At 72.7% G+C, this 26,941-nt stretch carries 29 protein-coding genes; 12 read left to right on the plus strand and 17 right to left on the minus strand.

Going from position 1 to position 26,941, the window contains the following annotated elements; genetic code table 11:
* Nucleotides 1-98: 98 nt before the first annotated feature.
* The 6 genes from J3A75_RS17090 (at nucleotide 99) to J3A75_RS17115 (ending at nucleotide 5,470) form a co-directional block, all read left to right on the plus strand.
* On the plus strand, nucleotides 99-572 hold the full coding sequence (locus J3A75_RS17090) for a RidA family protein (protein ID WP_012319287.1): 474 nt from the start codon (nucleotides 99-101) through the stop codon (nucleotides 570-572).
* Between the two features lie 2 nt (nucleotides 573-574).
* A complete protein-coding gene (locus tag J3A75_RS17095) occupies nucleotides 575-1,324 on the plus strand; it encodes a glycerophosphodiester phosphodiesterase family protein (protein WP_012319288.1) in 750 nt (249 codons plus the stop codon).
* 42 nt (nucleotides 1,325-1,366) lie between these two features.
* Nucleotides 1,367-1,801: a lysozyme inhibitor LprI family protein gene (locus J3A75_RS17100; RefSeq protein WP_070999504.1), complete on the plus strand. Its 435-nt coding sequence runs from the start codon at nucleotides 1,367-1,369 to the stop codon at nucleotides 1,799-1,801.
* A gap of 157 nt (nucleotides 1,802-1,958) precedes the next feature.
* Nucleotides 1,959-3,242, plus strand: coding sequence for a GNAT family N-acetyltransferase (locus tag J3A75_RS17105; RefSeq protein WP_012319290.1), 1,284 nt, complete (start codon nucleotides 1,959-1,961; stop codon nucleotides 3,240-3,242).
* On the plus strand, nucleotides 3,239-4,399 hold the full coding sequence (locus tag J3A75_RS17110; RefSeq protein WP_012319291.1) for a M20 aminoacylase family protein: 1,161 nt from the start codon (nucleotides 3,239-3,241) through the stop codon (nucleotides 4,397-4,399). Before J3A75_RS17105 ends, J3A75_RS17110 begins: the two co-directional genes overlap by 4 nt.
* 468 nt (nucleotides 4,400-4,867) lie before the next feature.
* Nucleotides 4,868-5,470 (plus strand): PAS domain-containing protein, encoded by a 603-nt coding sequence (locus J3A75_RS17115; RefSeq protein WP_029360635.1) that lies wholly within the window; start codon nucleotides 4,868-4,870, stop codon nucleotides 5,468-5,470.
* Between the two features lie 38 nt (nucleotides 5,471-5,508).
* Here the strand turns inward: J3A75_RS17115 and J3A75_RS17120 are convergent, their stop codons facing one another.
* The 3 genes from J3A75_RS17120 to modC all read right to left on the minus strand — a co-directional run bounded on the left by J3A75_RS17120 (nucleotide 5,509) and on the right by modC (nucleotide 8,865).
* Nucleotides 5,509-7,149, minus strand: coding sequence for a TadG family pilus assembly protein (locus J3A75_RS17120; protein ID WP_070999506.1), 1,641 nt, complete (start codon nucleotides 7,147-7,149; stop codon nucleotides 5,509-5,511).
* Nucleotides 7,146-7,586 carry a TadE/TadG family type IV pilus assembly protein gene (locus tag J3A75_RS17125; protein WP_244413241.1) on the minus strand — a complete coding sequence of 147 codons (441 nt, stop codon included), beginning with the start codon at nucleotides 7,584-7,586 and terminating at the stop codon, nucleotides 7,146-7,148. The genes J3A75_RS17120 and J3A75_RS17125 overlap by 4 nt, the downstream gene beginning before the upstream one ends.
* Before the next feature lie 175 nt (nucleotides 7,587-7,761).
* Nucleotides 7,762-8,865: a molybdenum ABC transporter ATP-binding protein gene (modC, locus tag J3A75_RS17130; RefSeq protein WP_070999508.1), complete on the minus strand. Its 1,104-nt coding sequence runs from the start codon at nucleotides 8,863-8,865 to the stop codon at nucleotides 7,762-7,764.
* 62 nt (nucleotides 8,866-8,927) lie between these two features.
* On the opposite strand from modC, the gene J3A75_RS17135 reads away from it, so the two are divergent.
* Nucleotides 8,928-9,584, plus strand: coding sequence for a glutathione S-transferase (locus tag J3A75_RS17135; protein WP_043073738.1), 657 nt, complete (start codon nucleotides 8,928-8,930; stop codon nucleotides 9,582-9,584).
* 30 nt (nucleotides 9,585-9,614) lie between these two features.
* Here J3A75_RS17135 and modB read toward each other — a convergent pair whose 3' ends face one another.
* From modB to J3A75_RS17155, 4 genes are all read right to left on the minus strand, one after another.
* Nucleotides 9,615-10,307, minus strand: coding sequence for a molybdate ABC transporter permease subunit (gene modB / locus J3A75_RS17140; RefSeq protein WP_012319298.1), 693 nt, complete (start codon nucleotides 10,305-10,307; stop codon nucleotides 9,615-9,617).
* Between the two features lie 15 nt (nucleotides 10,308-10,322).
* Nucleotides 10,323-11,138: a molybdate ABC transporter substrate-binding protein gene (modA, locus tag J3A75_RS17145; protein ID WP_070999509.1), complete on the minus strand. Its 816-nt coding sequence runs from the start codon at nucleotides 11,136-11,138 to the stop codon at nucleotides 10,323-10,325.
* Nucleotides 11,139-11,257: 119 nt separating this feature from the next.
* A complete protein-coding gene (locus tag J3A75_RS17150; RefSeq protein ID WP_244633107.1) occupies nucleotides 11,258-11,398 on the minus strand; it encodes a hypothetical protein in 141 nt (46 codons plus the stop codon).
* Nucleotides 11,399-11,612: 214 nt separating this feature from the next.
* Entirely contained in the window at nucleotides 11,613-11,756 is a 144-nt protein-coding gene (locus tag J3A75_RS17155) for a hypothetical protein (RefSeq protein WP_164891278.1), read from the minus strand.
* A gap of 278 nt (nucleotides 11,757-12,034) precedes the next feature.
* Between J3A75_RS17155 and J3A75_RS17160 the strand changes: the two genes are divergently transcribed.
* Complete coding sequence (locus J3A75_RS17160) at nucleotides 12,035-12,955, plus strand: 50S ribosomal protein L11 methyltransferase (protein ID WP_024830030.1); 921 nt, start codon at nucleotides 12,035-12,037, stop codon at nucleotides 12,953-12,955.
* A 50-nt stretch (nucleotides 12,956-13,005) separates the two neighbouring features.
* The gene (locus J3A75_RS17165) at nucleotides 13,006-13,194 is read left to right on the plus strand and encodes an Rmf/CrpP family protein (RefSeq protein WP_070999510.1); all 189 of its coding nucleotides are present in this window, start codon (nucleotides 13,006-13,008) and stop codon (nucleotides 13,192-13,194) included.
* Here J3A75_RS17165 and J3A75_RS17170 read toward each other — a convergent pair whose 3' ends face one another.
* On the minus strand, nucleotides 13,195-13,449 hold the full coding sequence (locus J3A75_RS17170) for a hypothetical protein (protein ID WP_070999511.1): 255 nt from the start codon (nucleotides 13,447-13,449) through the stop codon (nucleotides 13,195-13,197).
* Nucleotides 13,450-13,586: 137 nt separating this feature from the next.
* Between J3A75_RS17170 and J3A75_RS17175 the strand changes: the two genes are divergently transcribed.
* Nucleotides 13,587-15,425, plus strand: coding sequence for an aminopeptidase P family protein (locus J3A75_RS17175; protein WP_209650525.1), 1,839 nt, complete (start codon nucleotides 13,587-13,589; stop codon nucleotides 15,423-15,425).
* Nucleotides 15,426-15,568: 143 nt separating this feature from the next.
* A complete protein-coding gene (locus J3A75_RS17180; protein ID WP_199825841.1) occupies nucleotides 15,569-17,743 on the plus strand; it encodes a protein-disulfide reductase DsbD family protein in 2,175 nt (724 codons plus the stop codon).
* 79 nt (nucleotides 17,744-17,822) lie between these two features.
* Here J3A75_RS17180 and phoB read toward each other — a convergent pair whose 3' ends face one another.
* The 6 genes from phoB to pstS all read right to left on the minus strand — a co-directional run bounded on the left by phoB (nucleotide 17,823) and on the right by pstS (nucleotide 23,312).
* Nucleotides 17,823-18,518 (minus strand): phosphate regulon transcriptional regulator PhoB, encoded by a 696-nt coding sequence (phoB, locus tag J3A75_RS17185; RefSeq protein ID WP_012319307.1) that lies wholly within the window; start codon nucleotides 18,516-18,518, stop codon nucleotides 17,823-17,825.
* A 121-nt stretch (nucleotides 18,519-18,639) separates the two neighbouring features.
* Entirely contained in the window at nucleotides 18,640-19,359 is a 720-nt protein-coding gene (phoU, locus tag J3A75_RS17190) for a phosphate signaling complex protein PhoU (protein WP_012319308.1), read from the minus strand.
* Nucleotides 19,360-19,467: 108 nt separating this feature from the next.
* Entirely contained in the window at nucleotides 19,468-20,283 is an 816-nt protein-coding gene (gene pstB, locus J3A75_RS17195) for a phosphate ABC transporter ATP-binding protein PstB (RefSeq protein ID WP_012319309.1), read from the minus strand.
* Nucleotides 20,284-20,305: 22 nt separating this feature from the next.
* A complete protein-coding gene (gene pstA, locus J3A75_RS17200) occupies nucleotides 20,306-21,196 on the minus strand; it encodes a phosphate ABC transporter permease PstA (protein ID WP_012319310.1) in 891 nt (296 codons plus the stop codon).
* 12 nt (nucleotides 21,197-21,208) lie between these two features.
* A complete protein-coding gene (gene pstC, locus J3A75_RS17205; protein WP_012319311.1) occupies nucleotides 21,209-22,186 on the minus strand; it encodes a phosphate ABC transporter permease subunit PstC in 978 nt (325 codons plus the stop codon).
* A gap of 85 nt (nucleotides 22,187-22,271) precedes the next feature.
* Entirely contained in the window at nucleotides 22,272-23,312 is a 1,041-nt protein-coding gene (gene pstS, locus J3A75_RS17210; RefSeq protein WP_012319312.1) for a phosphate ABC transporter substrate-binding protein PstS, read from the minus strand.
* 256 nt (nucleotides 23,313-23,568) lie between these two features.
* Between pstS and J3A75_RS17215 the strand changes: the two genes are divergently transcribed.
* The gene (locus tag J3A75_RS17215) at nucleotides 23,569-23,814 is read left to right on the plus strand and encodes a hypothetical protein (RefSeq protein WP_024830025.1); all 246 of its coding nucleotides are present in this window, start codon (nucleotides 23,569-23,571) and stop codon (nucleotides 23,812-23,814) included.
* Between the two features lie 16 nt (nucleotides 23,815-23,830).
* On the opposite strand, the gene J3A75_RS17220 is transcribed toward J3A75_RS17215, so the two are convergent.
* From J3A75_RS17220 to J3A75_RS17230, 3 genes are all read right to left on the minus strand, one after another.
* Complete coding sequence (locus J3A75_RS17220) at nucleotides 23,831-24,031, minus strand: hypothetical protein (RefSeq protein WP_024830024.1); 201 nt, start codon at nucleotides 24,029-24,031, stop codon at nucleotides 23,831-23,833.
* Nucleotides 24,032-24,147: 116 nt separating this feature from the next.
* Nucleotides 24,148-25,821, minus strand: coding sequence for a DNA repair protein RecN (recN, locus tag J3A75_RS17225; RefSeq protein WP_024830023.1), 1,674 nt, complete (start codon nucleotides 25,819-25,821; stop codon nucleotides 24,148-24,150).
* A 183-nt stretch (nucleotides 25,822-26,004) separates the two neighbouring features.
* Nucleotides 26,005-26,886, minus strand: coding sequence for an outer membrane protein assembly factor BamD (locus J3A75_RS17230; protein WP_012319316.1), 882 nt, complete (start codon nucleotides 26,884-26,886; stop codon nucleotides 26,005-26,007).
* Nucleotides 26,887-26,941 lie beyond the last annotated feature (55 nt).

Here is a 26,941-nt window from a genome sequence, read left to right on the forward strand (position 1 = left end):
GCCGACGGAGAATCGAAGGTCTGCGGAACCGGCCCTTGCGCCGCGGGGGGCGGCCGTGCTCCTGCTCCCGCGGATTCGCAGGAACCAGGGAGAACCCGATGAGCTCGATCAAGGAACGCCTGGCGGCGCTGGGCCTGACCCTGCCGAGGGCGGCGGCGCCGGTCGCCAACTACGTGCCGTTCGTGCGCACCGGCAACTTGGTGGTGATCTCCGGCCAGGTCTGCTTCGGCGCGGACGGCGCCATCGCGGCCGAGCACAAGGGCAAGGTCGGCGGCGGCGTCTCGGCCGAGGCCGGCAAGGCGGCCGCCCGCCTGTGCGCCCTCAACGTCCTCGCCCAGCTCGAGGCCGCGGTGGGCGACCTCGACCGCGCGGTGGTCCAGTGCGTCCGGCTCGGCGGCTTCATCAACGCGGCGCCGGGCTTCTCGGCCGTGGCCGGCGTGATGAACGGCGCCTCCGACCTGATGGTCGAGCTGCTCGGCGACCGCGGGCGCCACGCCCGCTCCACCGTCGGCGTGGCCGAGCTGCCCCTCGACGCCGCCGTCGAGGTCGAGGCGATGTTCGAGGTCCGCTGACGGTGGCCGCCCCCGACTGGCTCACCGCGCGGCCGATCGCCCATCGCGGCCTGCACGACCGCGCGGCGGGCCGGCCGGAGAACACGCTGGCGGCGGCCCGGGCGGCGGTCGCGGGCGGCTTCGCCATCGAGTGCGACGTCCAGCTCAGCGCCGACGGCGAGGCGATGGTCTTCCACGACGCCGCCCTCGGGCGCCTGACGGGGACGGGCGCGGCTCTGGCCGACCGGTCGGCCGCCGAACTCGGGACGCTCGCCGTCGCCGGGTCCGCGGAGACGATCCCGACGCTGCCGGCCTTCCTGGCGGCGGTGGCCGGGGCGGTGCCGGTGGTGATCGAGGTGAAGTCCCGCTACGACGGCGACCTGCGGCTCGCGACCCGCACCGCCGAGATCGCCGCGGCCTGCGCCGGGCCGGTGGCGCTGAAATCCTTCGACCCGCAGGTGGTCGCGGCCCTGCGCGACCTCTGCCCCGCCACGATCCCGCGGGGCATCGTGGCGGAGACGACGCAGGACGATCCGGTCTACGCGGCCCTGACGCCCTCGCTCCGCCGGTCGCTCTCCGACCTGCTGCACCTCGCCGAGACGCGGCCCGACTTCCTGTCCTGGCGGGTGGACGACCTGCCCTGCGCGCCGACCTACCTCTGCCGGCTGCTCGGTCAGATCCCCGTCATGACCTGGACGGTCCGGACCGCGGAGCAACGCGCCCGCGCGGCCGCGCACGCGGATCAGATGGTGTTCGAGGGGTTCGTCCCGTAAATTTTCCTACGCCCTGTCCGATTCCGTCCGACCAAGATCGCCATGACCGTTACGAGTGACGCGCGCGCGCGGTTCGCGCGGCTCTGCCGGGGCCTCGCCCTCGCCGCGACCCTGCTCTCCCCGGCACCCGCTGCGGCGGCCGACCCGTGCGAGGGCACGACCCAGGCGGATCTCAACGCCTGCGCGGGCGCCGATTACCGGGCCGCCGACACCGCGCTGAACGCCGTCTACGGGCAGCTGACGAAGAAGATCGGCCCGAAGACGAAGGACGCCCTGCGGGGCGCCCAGAAGGCCTGGCTGTCGTACCGGGACGCGACCTGCTTCCTCGAGACCCTGGGCCTCGAGGGGGGCTCGGCCTACGCGATGGCGTACAACGGCTGCCTGAAGGGGCTGACCGACGCGCGGATCAAGGTCCTGAAGGGATACCTCGACTGCAAGGCGGACGACGTCTCCTGCGTCGGCCGCCTCGGCGAGTGAGCGCGCGCCGCGACCGTGACGTCCGGTTCGGGCGTCCGGCGCGACGACGGGTCCGGCCCGCGGCGGGTGACGTCGGCGGCCGTCTGACAACGCTGCCGCGGGTGCCGTGCGCATCCGCCCGCTTGCTCCCGGCCGGTCACGGGCTAGACTCCGGCCCATGAAGCAAGCACCCGGGCCGACGCCGGAGACCGCCGCACTGACCGTGCGAGCGCTTCCCGGATTGAAGGAGATCGGCGCGGCGGAATGGGATGCCTGCGCCTTCTCGTCCGAGACCCTGGCGGCGGGCGACGAGACCCACAACCCCTTCCTGTCGTACGCCTTCCTGTCGGCGCTGGAGGATTCGGGCTGCGTCTCGCGCAGGACCGGCTGGCTGCCGCTCCACGTCTCCGTCGAGCGCGACGGCGCGCGCCTCGGCGTGGCGCCCTGCTACCTGAAATCGCACAGCCAGGGCGAGTACGTCTTCGACCACGGCTGGGCCGACGCCTACGAGCGGGCCGGCGGCGCCTACTACCCCAAGCTCCAGGTCAGCGTGCCGTTCACGCCGGTGACCGGGCCGCGCTTCCTGATCGCCCCGGGGGCCGATCCCGACGAGGCCACGGCCGGCCTCGTCGCGGGCCTGCGGGCGCTGCGGGGCGAGACCAAGGCCTCCTCGATCCACGTCACCTTCATGCGCGAGGCGGAGTGGGAGCGGGCCGGCGCGGCCGGCTTCCTGCAGCGCACCGACCAGCAGTTCCACTGGCAGAACGACGGCTACGCGACCTTCGACGATTTCCTGTCCGCCCTCGCCTCGCGCAAGCGCAAGACCATCCGCAAGGAGCGCCGTGACGCCCTGGCGCCCGGCATCACGGTGGAGCACCTGACCGGCGCGGACATCACCGAGGCCCACTGGGACGCGTTCTACGCCTTCTACATGGACACGGGCTCCCGGAAATGGGGCCGGCCCTACCTCAACCGCCGGTTCTTCTCGCTCCTGTCCGAGCGCATGGCCGACCGGGTGCTGCTCGTGATGGCCAAGCGCGGCGACGCCTACATCGCCGGGGCCATCAACCTGATCGGCGACACGGCGCTCTACGGGCGCAACTGGGGCTGCATCGAGGACCACCCCTTCCTGCATTTCGAGGTCTGCTACTACCAGGCGATCGATTTCGCGATCGCCCGCGGCCTGAAGCGCGTGGAGGCGGGCGCCCAGGGGGAGCACAAGCTCGCCCGCGGCTACCGGCCGGTCCTGATGCACTCGGCCCACGACATCGCCGACCCGGCGCTGCGCCGCGCGGTGGCCGATTACTTGCAGCGGGAGCGCGCCCACGTCGCCGAGGCGGTCGATGTCCTCGACACGCTGACGCCGTTCCGGCGCGCGGACCAGGGCGGCGCCCGCGAGGGCGCGACGCCGTCCGGATCCCCGTCCCCCAACACGTCCCCCCCCGAGAGTGCCGAGTCATGAGCCCGATCGACCGCATCAAGACCTACGCCGACGAGTTGACGGCCCTGCGCCGCGACCTGCACGCCCATCCGGAACTCGGCTTCGAGGAGGTGCGCACCGCCGGCATCGTGGCCGATCTCCTCGAGAAATTCGGCTGCGAGGTGCATCGCGGCGTCGGCGGCACCGGGGTGGTGGGCCTGCTCAAGGGCCGCACCGACAACGGCAAGCGCATCGGCCTGCGCGCCGACATGGACGCCCTGCCCATCGAAGAGGAGACCAACCTCCCCTACCGCTCGACCTACGCGGGCAAGATGCACGCCTGCGGCCATGACGGGCACACCACGATGCTGGTCGGCGCGGCGCGCTACCTCGCCGAGACCCGCGATTTCGACGGCACCGCGGTGTTCGTGTTCCAGCCGGCCGAGGAGGGCCGCGGCGGCGCCCGGGCCATGCTGAAGGACGGCCTGTTCGAGCGCTTCCCCTGCGACGAGATCTACGGGCTGCACAACCAGCCCGGCGGCGGCCACGGCATGATCAAGCTGCGGCCGGGACCGATCATGGCGGCGGCGGACTTCTTCGACATCCACATCCGCGGCAAGGGCATCCACGCCGCCCAGCCGCACCGGGGCGTCGACCCGATCATCATCGCCACCGGCCTCGCCCAGGCCCTCCAGTCGATCGTGTCGCGCAACGCCGATCCGCTGAAGTCCATCGTCCTGTCGATCACCCGGATCGAGGCGGGCTCCGCCTACAACGTGATCCCGGAGACGGCCCATCTCGCCGGCACGATCCGCACCTTCGACAAGGAGATCCGGGCGCTGGCCGGCACCCGCATGCGTGAGCTGGCGGCGGGCTTCGGCGCGGCCTACGGCGCCGAGGTCACCGTCGACCTGCAGGACGTGTTCTCCGTCCTGGAGAACGCCCCCGAGCAGGCGGCCGCCGCCACGGAGGTCGCCACCGAGCTCCTGGGCGCCGACAAGGTCGAATCGAACGTCGTGCCCAAGATGGGCAGCGAGGACTTCGCCGACATGACCATGGCGGTCCCCGGCGCCTATGTCTGGCTCGGCGCCAATCCGGGCCCCGGCCTGCACAATGCCGGCTACAACTTCGACGACTCGATCATCCCGATCGGCAGCGCCTTCCTGGCGCGGATGGTGGAGCGCCGCACCGCGGCCTGAGGCCGGGCCGTCGCCGCCGTCCGGGACTTTCCGGATGGCGGGCGATGTCGCCGCGCGCGCCCGGTCGGCCGTCGACAGCGCGGCCGATCGGTGCGAATCCTGACGGAACTCGCCCGCGCGCCGACGCGGGCCGCGACGGGAGGGCGCCATGTCATCGGAGATGCGGGAATCGCGCGCGGCGCTCATCCTGCTCGCCGCCTCGGTCGGCGCGGTCCTGATTTTCGGCGCCTTCACGCTGCTCACCCAGCTCGGCTGAGGCGCGACCGCGATTACAACCTGAACGGGTTGGTTCCGGGTCATATCGACCCGGTGCGGCCGCCCGAAGAACGGGATTCCGCTATCCGCGCAGGGCAATGCCGTCGATACGTGGCGGACCATCGAGTTGAGTTAACTGCTCATTAATTCCATCAGCGGTTGTATGTCTCCGACGAAGGCGGGCATGGTGCGCGCTGCAACCGGAGTTCGCCCATGATTGCCGATGCAATCCAGGGCCCCCGCCCCCGGCCAGTCGATCTCTCGGCCGCCCTCGACGCCTCCGGGATCATCGGCACGTGGTCGTGGTCGCCGCGCGCCGAGCGCTGCGTCCTCGACGCCGGCGCCGCCGAGGTGCTGGCCGGCGATCCCGGACTGGCCGGACGCCCCCTCCCGCTCTCGGTCGCCAAGGCCTGCGTCCATCCCGAGGATCGGCCGGCCGTGGTGCGGCAGTTCAAGGCGGTGCGCGAGCGCGGCGGCCTGTTCGTGGCCGAGTACCGGACGCTGTCGCCCTCGGGTCAGGTCCGCCGGATCCTCGACCGCGGCCGGATCCCGACGGGCGCGTCGAGCCGGCGCCTCGGGCACGGCGTCATCATCGACGTGACCGACGAGCCGTCGGCGGCGCACGCGGCTGCGCACGCGGCGGCCGAGCCCGCGGACCCGCTCGCGCGGGCGGTGGACCGCGCCCTCGAATGCCGCGACGCCCTCGAGGGCGTGGCGGATTCCGAGCTTCAACTCCTCATCGACATGCTGCTGCTGCACCTCGGCCGGCGCATCGCCAAGGCCTCCGCGACCGGCGCGCGCCGCGGCGGCCACTGAGCGGGGCTGCCGCGTCCCGCCGGACCGTCCGGCCCGGCTCACTGCACCAGCACGGCCTGGTTGCAGAGGGTGCCGTCGACGCCGAGATCGGCGTAGCCCAGACGCAGGCCGAGGCTGCGCAGGACGGTGTCGAGCACGAGGTCGATCCCCGGGGTCACAGTGCCCAGCGTCGTCGTCAGGGCCGACTGGAGCAGCGGCGGCACGCCGAGGCCGTCGATGTTCAGCACGAGGTTGCGCAGCAGGCTGCCGGTGAGCGACTGGGTCAAGTTGCCCGAGGCGACCGTGCGCACGGTGTGGTTGGCGATGTCGGCGTCCGAGAACACGAGGGTCTGCGACGCGGTGCCGAGCGTCGCGTGGGCCCGCCCGGAGACGTTGACCAGCGGCAGGGCGATCAGGGAGGCCGGCTGCGACAGGTCGGGGCCCGCGCTGCCCCCCGTGATCGCGGCGCGCGGGATCTGGGCGACGGCCAGCGTCGCCAGTCCGGTCTGCGCGTCGAGGGTGACCTTGCGTCCTCCGGACCCGGCGCAGCTGAGCGACCGCAGGGTCGCCTGCGCCGGTGCGACTTCCGCGTAGACCGGCAGGGAGAGCGTCCCGAGCCCGAGCGGCGCCGTGACGGTGGTCTCGATCAGCAGCCGGGTCTGCGCCGTCTGAACGGTGGCGTTCTGGCTGCCCGGCCGGACCCAGCCCGAGCTGCGCTTGCGCTCGCCGATCGCCAGGGTCAGCCGGGTCGAGAGCAGTCCCGGCACGGTGGCTCCGAGATCGACCGCCACCTGGTTCTGGCCGTTCGCCAGGGAGGCGGCGGCGCCCAGGAGGTTCAGCACGTTGAGGGAGGGGCCGGCGAAGCCCCGGGGCGGCGCCAGCGCGGCGGCGTCGCCGAGCCCGTCCACTTGACCGATCGCGACGAGGTTTCCGGCGTTCGGCAGGGCGTTGAGGATCCCCGACAGGGCCGACGCCGCGCTGCCATTGTCCGACGCGGCGGCCCGGATCGCCATCAGCAGCTGACCGACGCTGGCATTCGCCTGGACGATGTCGGTATAGTTCGCGGCCTGCATGTTGAGGCTCGCCCCGAGCGAGTCCAGGACGCGCAGCCCGTCGACGCGGGCGCTGGCCAGGGCATCGTAGTCGCTGACGCTGAGCGACAGCCTGGCCCCGAGCAAGGCACCGAGCAGGGCGTTGGCGATGCCGCCCTCGAGCCTCAGGGTGCCGGATCCGATCGTGAAGGCCGCGAATTGCGCGCTCGCGGCGGTGCCGGTCACCCGCAGTGGCACCGCCGCGGGCAGGCCGATCGCCCGGCCGAAGGTCACCGGGACCGAGGTCGAGAGGCCGACCCGCACCGCGTTCGCGGGGCTTCCGCCGGCGCTGAACCGGCCGCCCGGAGCGACGCCCCTGGTGCTGGCGTCGTAGCTGCCGGGCGCGACCGTGGCGGTCGCGGCACCGTAGCCGTTGTCGCTGAGCGACCGGCGGGCGACCGTGTCGGCTTGGCTCGGATCGACGGCCGCCAGCATGGCGGCGATGTCCGCCGCCCCTTGCGCCTTGCGCCGCGCCTGGAAGACCAGCCCGAGATCGATCCCGACCGCGCCCGCCCCCATCAGCATGGCGCTGCCGAGCGCCACCAGGATCGCGACGTTGCCGCCGCGCGCGGCCCCGAAGCGCAGCAGGCGCCCGCCCGGGCCGGTCACAGGCCGCCCTTCCGGACGCTGACGCTGCTGCGCAGCACCGTCGGGAGCATCGGCAGCAGGCGCGCGAAGACGTTGATGCCGAGCGTCGAGGCGTCGAGGGTGACGGTGACCGTGTACACCGTCGCGTCGCTGGGATCCGGCCCGACCTGCACGACGACGCTGCCCGGCCGGAACATCGCGCCGGCGCTCAGGCTCCGGTTCACCATGGTCTGGGCGAGGTTCGCGCGCTCGGCATCGGTGACGCCCGCCACGGAGGCGCGGGCCGCCTCGGCGGCGATCTGGCGGAGGTTGTGGGCGGCCCCGAGGCAGATCCCGAACACCGCGATCCCGGCGAAGAGCAGGAACAGCACGGGCGCCACCAGGGCGAACTCCACCGCGGAACTGCCGCGCCGGCAGGTCCAACCGCTCGGCGCGCTCCGCCGACGCAAGCGCCGCATGCCCATCGCATCGCCCTCCGCGACTCGCGCAGCACGACCACTGCACGGCCCATCGTGACGGCGATGTTCTAACTAATGGTTGTTTTGATACTAGACTATGCAACCAAAGCGAGCACAGCACGCCGCGGCCGCGTCTCGCGCGGCCTGCCCGTTGCCGCTGCGCATCGTCGCGGTCTCAGATCGCCCGCGGCGGCCGCAGCAGGCCGATCCCGGCGGGGTCGAAGGACGCGCTCTTGATGATGGCGTGGACCTCGCGTCCCGGCGCGAGGCCGAGGTCGCGGACGGCCGCGCCGGTCACGCGCGCCACGAGACGGGCGCCGTTGCAGTCGATCTCCACCGCCGTCTCGGCACCCGCGGCCGTCAGGCCGCAGATCCGGCCGGCCAGCACGTTGCGCGCGCTGAGGCCGCGGGGAGGCTCGGTGGCGACGAGCACGTCCCGCGCGGGGATGCGGACCCGCAGCCGCGTCCCGGCCGGGCGCGACAGGCCCGGCACCAGCAGGCGCCCGGCGGCGCCCGTCAGGCGCGTGAGCCCGGTGGCGGCGTCGAGGGCCTCGACGACCATGTCGAGGAGCGCGCCGGCCTCGGCCTCGTGGATCGGCACGAGATCGGCGCGGCGCAGGATCGTCTCCGCGGGACCGGCTGCGGCCACCCGCCCGGCCTCCAGCACGATCACCGTGTTGGCGAGCCGGGCCACCTCGGACACGGCGTGGCTGACGTAGAGGATCGGCACGCCGGCCTCGTCGCGCAGGCGCTCGATGTAGGGGAGGATCTCGGCCTTGCGGGCCTCGTCCAGGGCCGCGAGGGGCTCGTCCATCAGCAGGAGGCGCGGCCTCGCCAGCAGCGCGCGACCGATCGCCACCCGCTGGCGCTCGCCGCCCGAGAGTCCCGCGGGCCGCCGGTCGAGGAGATGGTCGATGCCGAGCATGTCGGTCACGGCCGCGAAGGCCGCCGGGTCGGCGCCGCGCCGCGCGAAGACCCGGCCGTAGCCGAGATTGGTCCGGACGCTGAGATGCGGGAACAGCCGCGCGTCCTGGAACACCACGCCGACCTGGCGCCGGTGCGACGGCAGGACCAGGCCGGACGCGGTGTCGACCCACGGGGTGCCGCCGACGACGATCCGGCCCCGGTCCGGCCGCGCGAGGCCGGCGATCAGGTCGATCAGCGTGGTCTTCCCCGAGCCCGAGCGCCCGAACAGGGCGGTCAGCCCCGGCCCGGCCTCGAAGGCGGCCGCGAGCGCGAAGGCGCCGCGCCGGAGCTGGACGTCGACCTGGATGCTCACGCGGACAGACTCGCGTAACAGGAGCCCCGGCGCGTCCCGGCGCCGGCCCGGACTTGCCCGCGATGATCACGGTCCACCACCTCGAGAACAGCCGCTCGCAGCGCGTGCTCTGGCTGCTGGAGGAACTGGAGCTGCCCTACCGCGTGATCCGCTACGCCCGCGATCCGCGGACCCTGCGCGCGCCCCCCGAACTCCTGGCTGTCCACCCGCTGGGCAAGGCGCCGGTGATCACCGACGGCGGGACGGTGGTCGCCGAGACCGGCGCGATCGTCGCCTACCTGACGGATCTCGCCGGCGCGCGGCTGGTGCCCGGACCCGGGACGGAGGAGCGGCGGCGCTACGTCTACTGGTCGCATTACGCCGAGGGCTCGGCGATGCCGCCGCTGCTGCTGAAGCTCGTCTTCGGGCGGCTGGCGCCGGGTAGCCCCTGGCCGCTGCGGCCCCTCGTCCGCCGGATCGCCGACACGGTGCTGCGGGGCTTCGTCGATCCGGACCTGCGCCGGCACGCGGCCTTCTGGGAGGCGGAGCTCGCCGGCCGACCCTATTTCTGCGGCGCCGACTTCACCGCGGCCGACATCCTGATGAGCTTCCCGCTGGAGGCCTTCGCGGCGCGCGGCACGGGCGCGGGCCCGCGCGTCGCGGACTGGCTCGCGCGCATCCACGCCCGGCCGGCCTACCGGCGGGCGCTGCAGCAGGGCGGTCCCTACGCGTATGCCTGAGCGGGCGTCCCGCCCCGGATCGGTCGCCATTCAGCCCGCCCCCAGGCGCCGACCGGCCCGCCGCGCCAGGAATTCCGAGACCAGCAGCGCCGTGACCGACAGCGCGATCGAGATCAGGGTGAGGCGCAGGGCCGGCCCCTCTCCGCCGGGGACCTGCGTCAGCGTGTAGATCGCCGACGGCAGCGTCTGGGTCTCGCCCGGGATGTTCGACACGAACGTGATGGTCGCGCCGAACTCCCCCATCGCCTTGGCGAAGGCCAGCACGGCCCCCGCGAGGCAGCCGGGCAGGCTGAGCGGCAGCGTGATCGTCAGGAACACCGCGAAGGGGTTCGCGCCCAAGGTCCCGGCCGCCTGCTCCAGGCGCCGGTCCACGGCCTCGATCGACAGCCGCATCGCCCGCACCATGAGCGGGAAACCCATCACCGCGCAGGCCAGCGCCGCCCCGGTCCAGCGGAAGGAGAAGACCACGCCGATCTCGGCGAGGGGCGCGCCGAGCGGGCCGCGCCGGCCGAAGGCCAGCAACAGCAGGTAGCCGGTCACGACCGGGGGCAGGATCAGCGGCAGGTGGACCAGCCCGTCCAGCAGGGCGCGGCCGGGAAACCGGCGCCGCGCCAGCAGCCACGCCACGGCGAGCCCGGGCACGAGGCTCGCGAGCGTCGCCACCGTCGCCACCCGCAGGCTCAGGCCGACGGCGGTCCACTCGTCCGGCGTGAGGCCGAGCAAGGGGGCGGCGCGCCGCTACTGGCTGGCGCCGGGCTGCGCGACCACCGTGAAGCCCTGGCGCTCGAAGGAGCCCCGGGCCTCCGGGCCGCGCAGGTAGCCGAGCAGCGTCCCGGCATCCGGGTTGCGCGACTCCCGGGTCACCGCCGCCGGATAGACGATCGGCGGGTGGCTGTCGGCCGGGAAGGTCGCGACCACGTGGACGCTCGGGTCCGCGGCCGCGTCGGTGGCGTAGACGATGCCGAGCGGCGCCTCGCCCCGGGCGACCAGCAGGAGGGCGGCGCGCACGTTCTCGGCTTGGGCGACCTGCCCCTTCACGGCGTCCCAGGCGCCGAGCTTCTCTAGGGCGGCCTTGCCGTACTTGCCGGCGGGAACGGCGTCGATCGTCGCCATCGCCAGCCGCCCGCCGCCGAGTATCCGCGTCAGCGTGGTGCCGAGGTTCGGCGCCAGGGCCACCTGCGGATCCGAGGCGCTGTCCTTCGGCCCCGGGGCGATCAGCACCAGGGCGTTGCGCAGGAGGTCGATCCGCGAGCCGGCCTTCAGCAGCCCGGCCCGGTCGACGTAATCCATCCACGCGAGGTCGGCCGAGATGAACAGGTCCGCCGGCGCTCCCGCCTCGATCTGCTTCGCGAGGGCGTTCGAGCCGGCGTAGGAGATCCGCGCGGTCTTGCCGGTCGCCTTCGTCCAGGCGGCGGCGGCGTCGTCGAGGGCGTTCTTGAGACTCGCGGCCGCGAACACGACGACCGGCGCGTCCGCTCGCGCGGCCCTGTCCGTCGGCGCGAGGGTCAGGGCCGCGAGCGCGCCGGCGACCAGGATCCGTCGGGTCAGGGGCATCGGTGGGAACTCCCGGTCGCGACCCGCTATATACGGCGGGGAACGACGGGGATCATAGGCGCGCGCGGACACTGGGCCAAGGGCCGGCCGCCCCGAGGGGTGGCGCGGCTCCCGTCACGTCAGCCGAGCTCGGCCTCTTGCCGGTCCTTGGGCTCGGCCTCTGCCCGATGCAGGCGGCTCAGCAGGACGAGGAGATGGCCCGGGATGGGCCCGTCCGGTGCGGGGCCGCCGAAGATCCGCTCGCGCGGTCGGGCAGGCACGGCCGCACCGTTGACGACCACGGGCCCGCGGGGGCCGGAACGCCGGGACTTGGTCACGCTGTACGCACCCTGCTCAATCGTGATTCACGTAAAAAGCCGGCAAAAACGCCGCTGTCAGCGGCCGGTTCCGCGGCTGCGGTACATCATTTGGTTAACGCGCGACCATCCTGCCGCATTCCTGGGCACCCGCTCGCGCGAATCTGAGGGCGCGACCTCACCAGGTGCGGATGTCGTGCCGCTCGGTCGGGCGCGTCTCCGGCAGGCCGTTCATGCCGTTCGCGACCAGCACCGCCCAGAGCGTGGCCGCGGCCGTGGTCACGGCCGCGAAGGCGACGCTGATGAGGAGAGGCGCGGTCATGGCGGCACGATCGTCTGTCAAAACCGGCGCGCCGCTCCGGAACGAGCGGCGCGCCCGAGTTGAGGGTCTGGCCTTGGGGAAGCCGAGATTGTTTAAGCACACGCAGTGGCTGTGGACACTGCTTTGGGTCGCGGGAAAGATAAGTATTGGCGCTTGTGACTGTCCGGCAACAACGGGTCGGGCCGCCGGTCCGCTCCGCCGCCCCGCCCCTGCCGGGCCCGTATTTTTTCGCGTCAGCCCCTGGGCTGCGGCCCGGCCCGGCGTTACAGCCGGGCACCATGCTCGAAGGCCTGCCGCCCCACCGCCCGTCCCACGTCCTGCGTCTGCTGACCGACGAACGCTCGGCCCGCGCGATGACCGACCTGCTGGGCGAGATGTTCGATCCCACGGAGACCGCGGTGGCGGCCTTCGAGGACGAGGACGGGCGCACGTGGCGCCTGGAGGCCTATTTCGCGGACGCGCCCGACGAGGACTACATCCGCGCGCTGATCCGCCCGGTCATCGGCGACGCGGCCGACGCGGCGGAATTCCGCACGATCGCGCAGCAGGACTGGGTGCGCGCGTCGCTGGAGGGCCTGAAGCCGGTCCGGGCCGGCCGGTTCCTCGTCCACGGCGCGCACGACCGCGACTCCGTCCGGGGCAATGATCTGGCCATCGAGATCGAGGCCGCCCTCGCCTTCGGCACCGGGCATCACGGGACGACCCTGGGCTGCCTCCGCGCCCTGGTCTCGGAGCTCAAGCGCCGGCGCCCGGTCCACGTCCTCGACGTCGGTACCGGGACCGGGATCCTCGCCTTCGCGGCCGCCAGGGCCCTGCGGCAACCCGTGGTGGCCGGCGACCTCGACGCGGAGGCCGTGCGCACGGCCCGCGAGAACGCCCGCGCCAACGGGCTCGGCCCCTATCTCAAGCTCTACGAGGGGCCCGGGGTCCGCCACCGCCTCGCCGACCGGTCGCGCCATTTCGATCTCGTCTTCGCCAACATCCTGGCCCGGCCCCTCAGGCTCCTCGCGCCGACGCTGGCGCGGGTCGTCGCCACCGAGGGTGTGCTGGTCCTGTCGGGCCTGATCGAGCGCGACGTGCCCGGCGTGCTCTCCGCCTACCGCCTCCAGGGCTTCTCCCTCGTGCGGCGCGGCGTGATCGAGGGGTGGGTCGCCCTTGTCCTGACGCGCGGCGGTGCGGCACCGCGTCCGCGGCGCTGAACCGCGCGGAACCGCCCAGAACTCCGCGCGCGCCGGCGTGTTGTCCGGCCATGAGCCAGACGTCGCTCCACGATCCGCCCGCGGACCCGATCGCCGAGGGCGCCCGCGCCCGGGCGTGGGGCCGTCCCAAGGATGCCTGCCCCTATCCGGCCGATTCGCCCGCGCGCCGAGCGTGGATCGAGGGCTACGACGGCGCGCCCGCGGATCGCGCGCCGGACCTGCCGGTCACGAACGGCTGATCAGCGCGCGGTGCGCAGCCGGCCCGGCCGATCCGGCTCGTCCGCGGTCTCGGCCGGCGCCCCCGCCGTGTCCACCTGTGACACGGGCGCGCCGAGCGCCGCCATCAGCGCGCGCAGGCCGTCGATCCACTCCTCGAGTTCGGCGAGCGAGTCGAAACCGTCGCGGCGGACCACCGTGTCGGGCTCGATCGTCACGACGGCGTCGAAGCGGCCGTCGGGTCTGTCGCTGATCCGGTAGTAAACGCGGCGGGGCATGTCTGAGTAATAAGCGAAAATCCGCGGCGTGATAAGATTGCTAACGATTTTTAAGCACCGCAACCGACCTCCGACCGACTCTTTGTCGTGAGAACAGGGTGTTGCGACGCGGGAGCGGCGGGCGCTAGGCTCCGCGGATGACCGAGACCCGCACGTCCCGACCGCGTCAGCGCTTCCAGAGCTTCGACGACCCGAGCCACCGGAAGGGCGCCGAGCGGATCGAGGCGCTGCGGGCGGCCCTGCGCGCGACCGGGCTCGACGGCTTCGTCGTGCCGCGGGCCGACGAGCACCAGTCCGAATACGTTCCCGCCGACGCCGAACGGCTCGCCTGGCTCACCGGCTTCACCGGCTCGGCCGGGACGGCCGTGATCCTGATGGAGTCGGCGGCGCTGGTCGTCGACGGGCGCTACACCCTGCAGGCGCCCGAGCAGGTCGATACCGGCCTCGTCACGGTGGTACCGCTCGCCGAAACGACGCCGGAGGCCTGGATCGGCGCCAACCTGCGGCGCGATCAGGTGCTCGGCTACGATCCGTGGCTGCACACGCCGGACGGTCTGGCGCGCCTGGAGCGGGCCGTGACCCGCGCCGGCGGCGCGGTGCGGGCGGTGCCGAACCTCGTCGACGCGGTCTGGGCCGGGCGGCCGCGGCCGCCGGCCGGACCGGTGGTGGTCCACCCGGACGCGCTGTGCGGCGAGGCGTCCGCCGACAAGCTCGGCCGGATCCGGGCGGCGCTCGCCGAGGGCGGCTGCGACGCCCTGGTGATCTCCGACCCGCACAATCTCGCCTGGGCCTTCAACCTGCGCGGGGCCGACGTCGGCCACACGCCCCTGGCGCTGGGCTACGCGATCCTTCCGCGCGAGGGGCCGGCCCGGCTGTTCCTCGTCTCGCCGAACGTCGATCCGGCCCTGCGGGCCGCGCTCGCGCCGGTCGCCGAGATCCTGCCGCGGGCGGACCTGGACGACGGGTTGGCGTCCCTGGCGGGCGTGCGCGTCCGCCTCGACGCGTCGACCGGCGCCGTCGCCCTGAAGGAGAAGATCGAGGCCGCCGGCGGCACGGCCGATGTCGGCAAGGACCCGATCACCGGCATGAAGGCGGTCAAGAACGCCGCCGAGATCGCGGGCGCCCGCGCCGCCCATGTCCGGGACGGGGCGAGCGTCGTGCGCTTCCTCGCCTGGCTCGACGGGGCGGCCGCGGCCGGCGGCCTCACCGAGATCGCCGCCGTCGAGGCCCTGGAGGATTTCCGGGCCGCGGGCGGCGACCTGCGCGAGGTCTCCTTCCCCACCATCTCGGGATCCGGACCGAACGGGGCGATCGTCCACTACCGGGTGAGCCGCGCCACCGACCGGACGGTCCGGCCGGGCGAGCTGTTCCTGATCGATTCCGGGGCGCAGTACCCGGACGGGACCACCGACATCACCCGCACGGTCGCGGTCGGCGCGCCGAGCCCCGAGATGCGCGACCGCTTCACGCGCGTGCTGAAGGGGCACGTCGCCATCGCGCGGGCGGTGTTCCCGGTCGGCACGACCGGCGCCCAGATCGACGCCTTCGCGCGGGCGCCGCTCTGGCAGGCCGGTCTCGACTTCGACCACGGCACCGGTCACGGCGTCGGCGCCTTCCTGTCGGTGCACGAGGGGCCGCAGCGGATCGCCAAGACCGGCACGGTGGCGCTGGAGCCCGGCATGATCCTGTCGAACGAGCCGGGCTACTACGCCCGCGGCGCCTACGGCATCCGGATCGAGAACCTCGTCCTGGTCGAGTCCCGCGCGATCGCGGGCGGCGAGCGCCCGATGCTCGGCTTCGAGACGCTGACGCTCGCCCCCTACGACCGCCGGCTGATCCGGCCGGACCTGCTCGAACCCGGGGAGCGGGCCTGGATCGACGCCTACCATGCCCGGGTGCGCGAGACCCTGGCGCCCGGGCTCGACACCGCCGCGCGCGACTGGCTGGAGCGGGCGACGGCGCCGCTGGAGGGGTGAGCCGGCCGCACGGGACCCCGCACGGGACCCCGGACGGGACCCCGGACGCGGTCCATGGTAAGACCCGGCGCCACGGAAACGCCCGCGCCGGGCGAGAGACGCCGCGCGTGAAACCGCGACCGCCCCGCGCGCGAAGGGACAGCATGATCCGCCGCCTCGCCATCCTGATCCTGGCCCTCGCCGCGAGCCTCTCGGCCGCCGCGGCGCAGGGGTTTCCGCAGGGCTTCCGCACGCCCGCGGACCTCGTGCGCGCGAGCCTCGTGGCCGAGCCCGCCGCGGTCGCCGGCGCGCAGCCCTTCACGCTGGCCGTGCGGATGCAGATCAAGCCCGGCTGGCACGTCTACTGGCGCAATCCGGGCGATTCCGGCCTGCCCCCGGAGGTGACCTGGACCCTGCCGGCCGGCTTCAACGCCGGCGCGATCCGGTGGCCGGCGCCGGAGCGCATCCCGATCGCGACCCTCATGAATTACGGCTACGAGGGCGAGGTCACGCTCCTCGTGCCGGTGACGCCGCCGCCGAGCCTCGACCCGGCGGACCCGGTGCGGATCCAGGCGAAACTGACCTATCTCGTCTGCGAGACCGAGTGCGTGCCCGGCTCGGCCGACCTCGCCCTGACCCTGCCCGTGGGCAAGGCCGAGCCGGACCCGGCCAGCGCCGCGCTGTTCGCGCGCGCGCGCGCCGCGCTGCCCGTGCCGGCGCTCTGGCCCCTGCGCCTGTCGAGCCAGGGCGACACCCTGCGCCTCGATTTCGCCGCGACCGGTCTCAAGCCCGAGGCGCTCCGCAACGCCGCGTACTTCCCCTACGCCGAGACCGCGATCGACAACGCCGCCGCCCAGGTGATGACCGTCGACGAGACCGGCCTGCACCTGACCCTCGCGCGGAGCAGCCCGACCGATCCGGTGCCCACCGCGCTGCCCGGCGTCCTGACGGTCGACGAGGTCGACGCCGCCGGGACCCGCCGGCTCGCCTTCGCGTACGGGGACGAGCCGGTGCTCCCGGCCGCCGCGGCGCAGGCCCCGACCGCGCCGAACCCGGCCTCGACCGCGCCGGCAACCTCCGACTTCGACGCGCTGACCCTCGCGACCGCCGCGGCCTTCGCCTTCCTCGGCGGCCTGATCCTCAACCTGATGCCCTGCGTCTTCCCGGTCCTGTCGATCAAGGTCCTGAGCCTCGTGCGGCACGCGGGCGAGGGGCCGGCCCGGCTGCGGCTCCACGGCCTCGCCTACACGGCCGGCGTCCTGGCGAGCTTCCTGGCGCTCGCCGCCGCGCTGATCGGCCTGAAGAGCGGCGGGGCCGCGATCGGCTGGGGGTTCCAGCTCCAATCGCCCGCCGTGGTCGCGGGGCTCGCCTACCTGCTGTTCGCGATGGGCCTGAGCCTCTCCGGCGCGGTCCATGTCGGCGGGCGGCTCGCCGGCCTCGGCGACGGCCTCACCCGGCGCGCCGGCCTGAGCGGCTCGTTCTTCACGGGCGTGCTCGCCACCCTGGTGGCGACGCCCTGCACGGCGCCGTTCATGGGCTCGGCGGTGGGCTTCGCGCTGACCCAGAGCGCCGGCGTGGCGCTCGCCGTCTTCGCCAGCCTCGGCCTCGGCCTCGCCCTGCCCTTCCTGCTCCTGACCCTCTGGCCGCCGGCCCTGCGGGCACTGCCGCGGCCGGGCGCCTGGATGGAGACCCTCAAGCAGGTGCTGGCCTTCCCGGTCTACGCCACCGTCGCGTGGCTGATCTGGGTGCTGGCGCAGCAGGTCGACCCGCGCGGGCAGCTGGCGGCGCTGATCGGCCTCGTGCTCGTGGGCTTCGCCGCCTGGGCCTGGGAGCACGGCCGCGCCGCCGCGCCGCGGACGGGTCGGATCGCGCAGGCCGCCGCGGCGCTGGCGCTGATCGCGGTCGCCTCCCTCGCCGTCACCCTGCCCCGGAGCAGCGCCGCGCCGGCGGCGCAGGCCGCCGCCGACGGGGTCGAGCCGTTCACGCAGGCGCGCCTCGACGCCCTTCTCGACGCGCACCGCCCCGTCTTCGTCGACATGACCGCCGCCTGGTGCATCACCTGCGCGGTCAACGAGGCGACCTCGCTCAACACCAGGGCGGTGCGGTCCGCGATGGCCGAGCGCGGCGTGACCTACATGAAGGGCGACTGGACCAACCAGAACCCCGAGATCACCCGCCTCCTGGAGAAGCACGGGCGCAGCGGCGTCCCGCTCTACCTGCTCTACACCGGGACGGGGGAGCCCCAGGTGCTCCCGCAGATCCTGACCGAGGGGACGGTCCTGGCGGCGCTGGAGGCGGTGCCGGCCGCCGCGGGACGGAGCGCGGCGCTGGCGCGCTGAACCCGTCCGCGGTCCCCGGCGCCTGAGCAGAGACGGCGCGCCGGAGCGATCTGTCGCTCCGACGCGCCTTGGGGCCGCCTCAGGCCTCGAGCGAGAAGGTCTCGTCGAAGGCGTAGCCCGAGCCGCGGACCGTGCGGATCGGGTCGGCCTGGCGCGGGCCGTTCAGCGCCTTGCGCAGCCGCCCGACATGCACGTCCACCGTGCGCTCGTCGATGTAGACGTCGTGGCCCCAGACCCCGTCGAGGAGCTGCTCGCGGGAGAAGACCCGGCCCGGCGCCAGCATCAGGAATTCCAGCAGCCGGAACTCTGTCGGGCCCAGATGCAGCTCCTCGCCGCCGCGACGGACGCGGTGGCCGGTGCGGTCGAGCTCCAAATCGCCCGCCGCCAGCCGGTCCGAGACGTGGGCGGGCTTGGCCCGGCGCAGCAGCGCGCGGATCCGGGCGAGCAGTTCCGGCACCGAGAACGGCTTGACGATGTAGTCGTCGGCGCCCGTGCCGAGACCGCGGACGCGGTCGCCCTCCTCGCCCCGGGCGGTGAGCATGATCACCGGCAGGCGCTCGGTCTCCCGGCGCGCCCGGATCCGGCGGCACAGCTCGATCCCGGAGAGGCCGGGCAGCATCCAGTCGAGCAGGACGAGGTCCGGGATCCGCTCCGCCAGGAGCAGCTCGGCGTCGTCGCCGCGCGCCGCCGAATCCACCAGGAAGCCCTCGGCCTCCAGGTTGTAGCGCAGCAGCGTGGTCAGCGCCTCCTCGTCCTCGACGATCAGGACTTGCATGCTCACGTTCGACGACTCGTTCTACCGGCGGTCCCGCGGATGGTGCAGGAGGCGCCGCCCGGCCTCAACCTGCACGGTTACTGGCCCCGGCCATGCCCGCAGGAAGGCCGGGGTCGGGGGCTCACGGCGCCTGGAGTCCGTCCACCGTCGCGTAGTTCGACGCGTCGTTCTTCGGCCGGTCGCCCGCCAGGGTCTCGCCCGTGGCGAGGTAGTGGATCGTCTCGGCGATGTTGGTGGTGTGGTCGCCGATGCGCTCGACGTTCTTGGCGCAGAACAGCAGGTGCGTGCAGAACGAGATGTTGCGCGGGTCCTCCATCATGTAGGTCAGGAGCTCGCGGAACAGGGAATTGTACAGGGCGTCGATCTCACCGTCGCGCTCCCAGACGTCGTGGGCCGCCTGGACGTCGCGGCTCGCGTAGGCGTCGAGCACGTCCTTGAGCTGGCCCTCGGCGAGGTCGCTCATGTGGCGCACGCCGAGCACGATCTTCTGGGCCGGAGCCTGGTCGGAGATCGCCACCACGCGCTTGGCGACGTTCTTGGCGAGGTCGCCGATCCGCTCGAGATCGCCGGAGACGCGGATCGCCGAGATGGTCTCGCGCAGGTCGATCGCCAGCGGCTGGCGCCGGGCGATCAGCAGCACGGCGCGCTCCTCGATGTCCCGCTGCAGCGCGTCGAGGCGCTTGTCGGCGAGGATCACCGCCTGGGCGAGCGTGTCGTCCCGGCGCACGAGGGCATCGGTCGCCTCCGCGGTCATCTTCTCGGCGACGCCGCCCATCTCCGAGATCGAGCGACGCAGGTTCTCCAAGTCGGTGTCGTAGGAGGTGACGATATGGCCGGGCATGGCGGATCCTTCGATGGGGTCCCGGGGACGGCCCTCCGGGAGGTTTGCGGATCCGCCGACGCGCCGGAGACGCGAGCGGCGGTCCCGGGACCGGAGCGGCCCGGCAGACTAGCCGAAGCGGCCGGTGATGTAGTCCTGCGTGCGGCGCTCCGTCGGATTCATGAACATCCGGTTGGTCGGACCGAACTCGACGAGCTGCCCCAGATACATGAAGGCGGTGAACTGCGAGATGCGCGCCGCCTGCTGCATGTTGTGGGTGACGATCACGATGGTGAACTCGTCGCGCAGCTGCTCGATCAGCTCCTCGATGCGGCCGGTGGAGATCGGGTCGAGGGCCGAGGTCGGCTCGTCGAACAGGATCACCTCCGGACGCTGCGCCACCGTCCGGGCGATGCACAGGCGCTGCTGCTGGCCGCCCGACAGGCCGGTCCCCGGCTGCCGGAGCTTGTCCTTCACCTCGTCCCAGAGGGCGGCCTTGCGCAGCGATTCCTCGATCCGGCCGTCAAGCTCGGATTTCGGCAGCTTCTCGTAGAGGCGCAGGCCGAAGGCCACGTTGTCGTAGATCGACATCGGGAACGGCGTCGGCTTCTGGAACACCATGCCGATGCGCGAGCGCAGCTCGTTCAGGTCGACGGAGGGGCTGAGGATGTTCTCGCCGTCGAGCAGGATCTCGCCCTCCGCGCGCTGCTCCGGGTAGAGGCTGTAGATCCGGTTGAAGCAGCGCAGCAGGGTGGACTTGCCGCAGCCGGAGGGGCCGATCAGCGCCGTCACCTGCCGGTCGTGGAAGTTGAGGTTGACGTCCTTCAGCCCGTGGAAGCTGCCGTAGTAGAAGTTCAGGTCCTTGACGGCGATCCGCACGGGGCCGCCCTCTTCGGCGCGGTTGCGGTTCAGCTCGACCGTCGGGATCGCGGAGGCGGCGTTCATCGTCGTGTCCTCGAAAGGGGGCTCAGCGCGAGGCCTGCGGCTTGATCACGAGGCGCGCGATGATCGACAGCGCCAGGATGGTCGCGGTGATCAGGAGCGCGCCCGCCCAGGCGAGGCCCTGCCAGTTCGGGTAGGGCGAGAGGGCGAACTGGTAGATCATCACCGGCAGGTTCGCGACGCCGCCCATCAGGTTGGCCGAGAACCAGGAATTGTTGTTGAGCGCGGTGAACAGCAGCGGCGCGGTCTCGCCGGCGATGCGGGCGAGCGCCAGGATGATGCCGGTGACGATGCCGGCCGAGGCCGCCCGCCAGGTCACGCTCATGATCACCGTCGAGGGCGGCGCGCCGAGCGCCGCGCCGGCCTCCCGCAGGGTTCCGGGGACGAGGCGCAGCATGTCCTCGGTGGTGCGCACGATCACCGGCACGGCGATGATCGCCAGGGCCACGCCGCCGGCCCAGCCCGAGTAGGTGCCCATCGGCCGCACCATCAGCGTGTAAACGAACAGGCCGATCAGGATCGACGGCGCCGAGAGCAGGACGTCGTTGAGGAAGCGGATCAGGGCCGCCAGCTTCGAGCCGCGCCCGTACTCGGCGAGGAAGGTCCCGGCCATGACGCCGACCGGTGTGGCGATCAGGATGCCGATCCCGGTCAGCACGAGGCTGCCCAGGATCGCGTTGGCGATGCCGCCGCCCTCGGAGCCCGGGCCCGGGGTCGGGTTGGTGAACAGGGTGGGCGTGAAGCCGCGCACGCCCTGGACGATCAGCATCACCAGGATCGAGCCGAGGACCAGGGCGCCCACCACCGTCGCGGCGGTGCAGGCGACGCGCAGGGCCCGGTCGGCGACGCGGCGTCCCTGGCGGACGCGGCCGGGGCGGCGTTGGGCGGCCGGGGCGATCGTGCTGGAGGAAACCATCGCGCGTGCTCCTCAGGCGGCCTTGACGCGGCGCGTCAGCAGCCGGGCGATGATGAGCACCACGAAGGTGATCACGAACAGGATGCAGCCCAGGGCCATCAGCGCGTTCAGCTGGAGGCCGTCCGCCTCGTTGAACTCGTTGGCGATGCGCGACGCGATGGTCGAGCTCGGGTCGAAGATCGAGGCCGAGAGCCGGTTGGCGTTGCCGACCACGAAGGTCACCGCCATCGTCTCGCCGAGCGCCCGGCCGAGGCCGAGCATGATCGCGCCGATGATCGAGACCGCCGCCTGCGGCACCAGCACGTGGCGCACGACCTCCCAGGTGGTGCAGCCGATGCCGTAGGCGCTCTCGCGCAGCACGGTCGGGATCTGGTCGAGCATGTCCCGGGCGATCGAGGCGATGAACGGCACGATCATGATCGCCAGGATGATCCCGGCGGTGAACACGCCGACGCCCGACGGTACCCGGGCGTAGAACAGCGTGCCGACGATCGGCATGCCCTCCACGAGGTTCGAGACCGGGATCTGGACGTAGCGCGCGAAGAGCGGCGCGAACACGAACAGGCCCCACATGCCGTAGATGATGCTCGGCACGGCGGCGAGCAGCTCGATCGTCATGGCGACCGGCTTGCGGGCCCAGCCCGGGCAGAGCTGGGTGAGGTAGACCGCGATGCCCAGCGAGACCGGCACGCCGATCAGCAGGGCCAGGAAGGCGGAGGCGACGGTCCCGATCACCGCGACCAGGGCGCCGTACTGCTCGGTCCCGACGTTCCAGGCGCTGGAGGTCAGGAAGCCGAAGCCGAACTCGCGGAAGGCGGGCCAGCCGCCGTACAGGATCGAGCCGAGGATGCCGGCGAGCACGAGCAGCACCAGCAGGGCCGCGCCGTACGAGCAGGTCCGGAACAGCGTGTCGAGGCTCCGGCTCGGCGCCTTCCGCGCGGTCGCGGTACGGGTTCGGCCGAGGGCGATCGATTCGGTCAAAGCGGGCATCCGCGGTTCTCTGCGAAGGGGGGCGTGGTAGCGCGCTGCGTTCCCGGAAGCGAGGGAGGAGGTTCTCACCTCCTCCCGGCCACGCTCACATGTTGAGGACAGGCTTGCCGTCCTTGCCCTTCACGTCCTTCCACTCCTGGTGGATCAGTTCGACGACGTTGTCCGGCAGCGGGACGTAGTCGAGGTCGGTGGCGAGCTTGTCGCCGTTCTTGTAGGCCCAGTCGAAGAACTTCAGCACGGCGGCGGACTTGGCCGGATCGGCGGCGTCCTTGTGGACCAGGATGAAGGTCGCCGCCGTGATCGGCCACGCCTCCTCACCCGGCTGGTTGGTCAGCGAGATGCCGAAGCCCGGGGCGGCCTTCCAGTCGGCGCTGGCGGCCGCGGCCTGGAACGCCTTGTCGTCGGGCTGCGGGTACTTGCCGGCCTTGTTCTGCAGCAGGGCGTAGGAGAGCTTGTTCTGCTTGGCGTAGGCCGACTCGACGTAGCCGATCGCGTTCGGCACCTGCTTCACGGTGGCGGTGACGCCCTCGTTGCCCTTGCCGCCCTGACCCACCGGCCAGGAGATCGTCGTGGCCGCGCCGTACTCCTTCTTCCAGGGCTCGGAGACCTGGGACAGGTAGGTGGTGAAGATGTTGGTCGTGCCCGACGCGTCGGAGCGGTAGACCGGGGTGATGTTGGCGTCGGGGAGCTTCAGCCCGTCATTGAGCTTGGCGATCCGCGGATCGCTCCACTTCGCGATCTTGCCGGCGTAGATGTCGGCCAGCACGTCGCCGGTGAGCTTGAGCTTGCCCGGCTCGATCCCCGGGATGTTCACGACCGGCACGACGCCGCCCATCACGGTCGGGAACTGGACGAGGCCGTCCTTGGACAGCTGCTCGGCTTTCAGGGGCGCGTCCGTGGCGCCGAAATCGACCGTCTTGGCCTGGATCTGCTTGATGCCGCCGCCGGAGCCGATCGACTGGTAGTTGAGGCCCGAGCCGGTCTCCTTGCGATAGGCCTCGGCCCACTTGGAGTAGACCGGGAAGGGGAACGTGGCGCCGGCGCCGGTGATATCGGCGGCGAGCGCCGCGGACGCCAGCTGAACCGTCGCGAGGCCGACGGCGAGCGCGTAAGCGAAGGGTCTCAAAGGAATCTCCGTTGCCGTCGGGCAAGAGCCTGCGCTGCCCCGCCGGCAAGCCCATGCCCGCGGCAGAGCCCTGCGGCCGATCTTCCGAAGAGACCCAGCGCCGGCCGCCCGATGGCCGGGCGGTTACGACAAGTAGATGACACCCGGATGACACGCGGGGTGACACGGCGCTCCGCCCGGGCGCGGCACGGTTCCGGGCTCTCGCGCGTTCCTCTCTGCCAGGAGCGGCAGCCGGCAGCAGAAGGACGCGCGGATCGTGGGCGGCGACGAGGTGGGTGCAGCGACGGAATCCGATCCGGCCTGGCAGGCCCTGCACGCCGAGCGGGAAGCCGTGGAGCGGGCCCTGGCGCTGGCGCAGGCCCGTCAGAAATTCAGCCGCGATCCGGAGGCGGCCTCGGCGGCGCGCGTCGAGGAGGCGGAGCTGCTGGTGAGCCTCGACCGGGTGCTGACGCTGATTCGCGCGGCCGAGTATCGTCGGCGGCCGGGCGCGCGCCGCTGGTAGCGCCCGCGGTGCCGGGTCAGACCGCCCGGCGCAGCTCCCGCTCCTTCTGGCGCAGGCGCAGGAGCAGCTCGACATGCGTGTCGGTGATCGGCTGCGTGTCGACGCTGCCCTCGTAGACCGTGCGGAGCGTGAGGCCGAGCTGGCGGGTGTCGACCGCCCGCTTCAGAGGCTGTCCCGCAGGCAGAGACCCATCGGACTCGACGACTGACGGCTTCATGGCTCCCTCCCGCCCTTCCACCGCCCAAACCTGCCGCGGTACCGGGATGGCCGTACTCTCACGATGAATGGTTAACGAATCATTACCTTCAACCAACGGTTAAGGTTGTCGCCCGACTACGCGTCGGCGCCCTGCAGGAGCCGCGCCGCGGCCGCCCGGGCCTCGTCGGTGACGGTGGCGCCCGCCAGCATCCGGGCGATCTCCTCCCGGCGCTCGGCGACCGGCAGGCTCGCCACGCGCGTGGCGACGCGGCTGGCCCCTTTCACCGGCGCCTTGGCGATCAGGAAATGCGTCTCGGCCCGCGCGGCGACCTGGGGGGCGTGGGTCACCGCCACCACCTGCACGGTGGCCGCCAGCCGCGCGAGCCGCATCCCGATGGCGTCCGCCACCGCGCCGCCCACGCCGGTATCGATCTCGTCGAAGATGAGCGTCGGAGCCGAGCCCTTGTCGGCCAGCACGACCTTCAGCGCCAGCATGAAGCGCGACAGCTCGCCGCCCGAGGCGACCTTCATCATCGGGCCGGGCTTGGTCCCGGGATTGGTCTGGGCCCAGAACTCGACCCGGTCGGTTCCCGCCGGATCGCGGGAGTCCGGGTCCGTGGCGATCTCGGTGATGAAGCGGGCCCGCTCCAGCTTGAGCGGCGGCAGCTCGGCCTTCACGGCCGCGTCGAGCTGCTTGGCCGCCCGGCGCCGGCCGGCGCTGAGCTTCTCGGCCGCCTCGGTATAGGCGGCCTCCGCCGTCGCGAGCGCCTGCTCCAGTCCGGCCAGCGCCGCCTCGCCGGCATCGATCGCCGCCACGTCGCCGGCGTAGCGCTCCGCCAGGGCCGCGAGGTCGTCGGCCGGGACATCGTACTTGCGCGACGCGGCGCGCAGGGCGAAGAGCCGCTCCTCGACGCGCTCCAGGTCGCGGGGGTCGAACTCCGTCTCGGCCACCGCCGCCTCGAGGACCGCGCGGGCCTCGTCGAGGGCGACCATGGCGGCGTCGAGGGCGTTCACGCACGGGTCGACCAGGGCCGGCAGCTGCGCGGCGCGCCGCTCCAGCTTGCGCAAAGCGGCCGAGAGGTGCGGCACGCCGGAATGGGGGCCGCCGACGGCCTCGAGCGCCTCGTTGAGCTCGCGCGCGACCTTCTCGGATTGCTGCATGATCGTGCGGCGCTCGGCGAGCTGGGCCTCCTCGCCCGCGAGCGGCGCGAGGGCGGCGAGCTCCTCCACGGCGTGGCGCAGGAAGTCGGATTCCTTGCGGGCGGCCTCCACGCGGGCGCGGTGCTCGGCGAGCTCGGTGCGGGCCGTCCGCACGGCCCGCGACGCGGCCGCGACCTTGGCGAGCTGGCTCTGAAGCCCGCCGAAGGCATCGAGGATCGCCCGGTGCGAGGCGGGGTCGGCCAGCGCCCGGTCGTCGTGCTGCCCGTGGATCTCCACCAGGGCCGCGCCGATCGCCCGCAGGACCTGCACGCCCACGGGCTGGTCGTTGACGAAGGCGCGGGTCCGGCCGTCCGCCATCTGGGTCCGGCGCAGGATCAGGTCACCCTCGGTGTCGATCTCGGCCTCGGCCGCGATCCGGCGCGCCGGATGATCGAGGGGCAGATCGAACACGGCCGTGACCGCGCCCTGCGCCTCGCCGTGGCGGACCAGACGGCCGTCGCCGCGGCCGCCGAGCGCCAGGGCGAAGGCGTCGAGCAGGATCGATTTACCCGCGCCCGTCTCTCCGGTCAGGACGCTGAGCCCCGATCGGAAATTCAGTTCGAGCCTGTCGATCAGGACGATGTCGCGGATCGCGAGCTGCGCCAGCATGCGGCGACGGGGATTCCTCAGGATGGGACCGCAGACATAAGGCCGCCGCGGCTCGGATTCACCCCAAAAATGCGTCGCACCGCGCGGATGGTGCAACGCGCCGGGGGCCGCAATGGGAAAGGCCCGGAGCGGCGGCTCCGGGCCTCGATCTCTCGCGTCCCGGCCCCGGGCGGGCCGGGCGGCCTACTCGGCCGAGGCGGTCTTGCCGGTGACGGTGCGGAAGATCTTCGAGAGGAACGAGCTCTTCTCCTCGCGGGGCTCGACCCCGTTCTGGGCCAGGAGCGCGTGCGCGTCCTTGTACCAGGGGCTCTCCGGGAAGTTGTGGCCGAGCACCGCGGCGGCGTTCTGCGCCTCCTGGGTGATGCCGAGCGCCCAGTAGGCCTCGGTCAGGCGCTCGAGCGCCTCCTCGGCGTGCCGCGTGGTCTGATACTTGGCGACCACGTCGCGGAAGCGGTTGATCGCCGCCGGGAAATTGCGCTTCTCGAGGTAGAAGCGGCCGATCTCCATCTCCTTGCCGGCGAGCTGGTCGCGGGTGATCTGGATCTTCGCCTTCGCGTCCGCGGCGTATTCCGACGTCGGGTACTTCTGGACCAGCTCCTGCAGCGCGACGAGCGCCTTCTCGGAGCGTTCCTGGTCGCGGGTGACGTCCGGGATCTGCTTGTAGTTCGACATCGCCATCAGATACTGCGCGTAGGCGGCATCTTTGCTGGCCGGGTGGCGCTGCAGGTAGCGCTTCGAGGCGCTGATCGCGTCGTCGTACTTCTGGCCCTCGTAATTGGCGTAGGCCGTCATCAGCAGCGCCTTCCGGGACCACTCGGAATACTGGTACTGCTTGTCCAGATTGTCGAATTTCTTGACCGCGCCCTCGTAGTCGCTGTCCTCGAGCTTCGCCAGACCGTCGCTGTACAGCTTGTCGGCCGGGACGTCCGGCACGACCTCGGGCTTGTACTTCTCGGCGAAGATGCTGGTCGGGTCGAAGTCGCAGCCGCCGAGGCCCAGGCCGAGGACGGCCACGAAGGGCACCGCGAAGGCCGCTGCCCGGCGATGACGAATGGTGACAGGCATCTGGCGCTCTTTCCCGGAACCGGCGCCGTTTCGCGCCGTCATGCCATCGCGTGGG

Origin of the sequence: Methylobacterium sp. PvP105, assembly GCF_017876975.1 — a bacterium.
GTDB lineage: Bacteria > Pseudomonadota > Alphaproteobacteria > Rhizobiales > Beijerinckiaceae > Methylobacterium > Methylobacterium radiotolerans.

Coding starts and splice junctions, on each gene's coding strand:
- J3A75_RS17135 (WP_043073738.1), top strand. CDS start 8,928: ATGATCACGGTCCACCACCTCGAGAACAGCCGCTCGCAGCGCGTGCTC.
- J3A75_RS17105 (WP_012319290.1), top strand. CDS start 1,959: ATGAAGCAAGCACCCGGGCCGACGCCGGAGACCGCCGCACTGACCGTG.
- J3A75_RS17170 (WP_070999511.1), bottom strand. CDS start 13,449: ATGCCCCGCCGCGTTTACTACCGGATCAGCGACAGACCCGACGGCCGC.
- J3A75_RS17180 (WP_199825841.1), top strand. CDS start 15,569: ATGATCCGCCGCCTCGCCATCCTGATCCTGGCCCTCGCCGCGAGCCTC.
- J3A75_RS17100 (WP_070999504.1), top strand. CDS start 1,367: ATGACCGTTACGAGTGACGCGCGCGCGCGGTTCGCGCGGCTCTGCCGG.
- J3A75_RS17125 (WP_244413241.1), bottom strand. CDS start 7,586: ATGCGGCGCTTGCGTCGGCGGAGCGCGCCGAGCGGTTGGACCTGCCGG.
- J3A75_RS17230 (WP_012319316.1), bottom strand. CDS start 26,886: ATGCCTGTCACCATTCGTCATCGCCGGGCAGCGGCCTTCGCGGTGCCC.
- recN (WP_024830023.1), bottom strand. CDS start 25,821: ATGCTGGCGCAGCTCGCGATCCGCGACATCGTCCTGATCGACAGGCTC.
- pstC (WP_012319311.1), bottom strand. CDS start 22,186: ATGCCCGCTTTGACCGAATCGATCGCCCTCGGCCGAACCCGTACCGCG.
- J3A75_RS17220 (WP_024830024.1), bottom strand. CDS start 24,031: ATGAAGCCGTCAGTCGTCGAGTCCGATGGGTCTCTGCCTGCGGGACAG.
- J3A75_RS17160 (WP_024830030.1), top strand. CDS start 12,035: ATGCTCGAAGGCCTGCCGCCCCACCGCCCGTCCCACGTCCTGCGTCTG.
- J3A75_RS17110 (WP_012319291.1), top strand. CDS start 3,239: ATGAGCCCGATCGACCGCATCAAGACCTACGCCGACGAGTTGACGGCC.
- J3A75_RS17115 (WP_029360635.1), top strand. CDS start 4,868: ATGATTGCCGATGCAATCCAGGGCCCCCGCCCCCGGCCAGTCGATCTC.
- J3A75_RS17175 (WP_209650525.1), top strand. CDS start 13,587: ATGACCGAGACCCGCACGTCCCGACCGCGTCAGCGCTTCCAGAGCTTC.
- phoB (WP_012319307.1), bottom strand. CDS start 18,518: ATGCAAGTCCTGATCGTCGAGGACGAGGAGGCGCTGACCACGCTGCTG.
- J3A75_RS17165 (WP_070999510.1), top strand. CDS start 13,006: ATGAGCCAGACGTCGCTCCACGATCCGCCCGCGGACCCGATCGCCGAG.
- modA (WP_070999509.1), bottom strand. CDS start 11,138: ATGCCCCTGACCCGACGGATCCTGGTCGCCGGCGCGCTCGCGGCCCTG.
- phoU (WP_012319308.1), bottom strand. CDS start 19,359: ATGCCCGGCCATATCGTCACCTCCTACGACACCGACTTGGAGAACCTG.
- J3A75_RS17090 (WP_012319287.1), top strand. CDS start 99: ATGAGCTCGATCAAGGAACGCCTGGCGGCGCTGGGCCTGACCCTGCCG.
- pstA (WP_012319310.1), bottom strand. CDS start 21,196: ATGGTTTCCTCCAGCACGATCGCCCCGGCCGCCCAACGCCGCCCCGGC.
- pstB (WP_012319309.1), bottom strand. CDS start 20,283: ATGAACGCCGCCTCCGCGATCCCGACGGTCGAGCTGAACCGCAACCGC.
- J3A75_RS17155 (WP_164891278.1), bottom strand. CDS start 11,756: ATGACCGCGCCTCTCCTCATCAGCGTCGCCTTCGCGGCCGTGACCACG.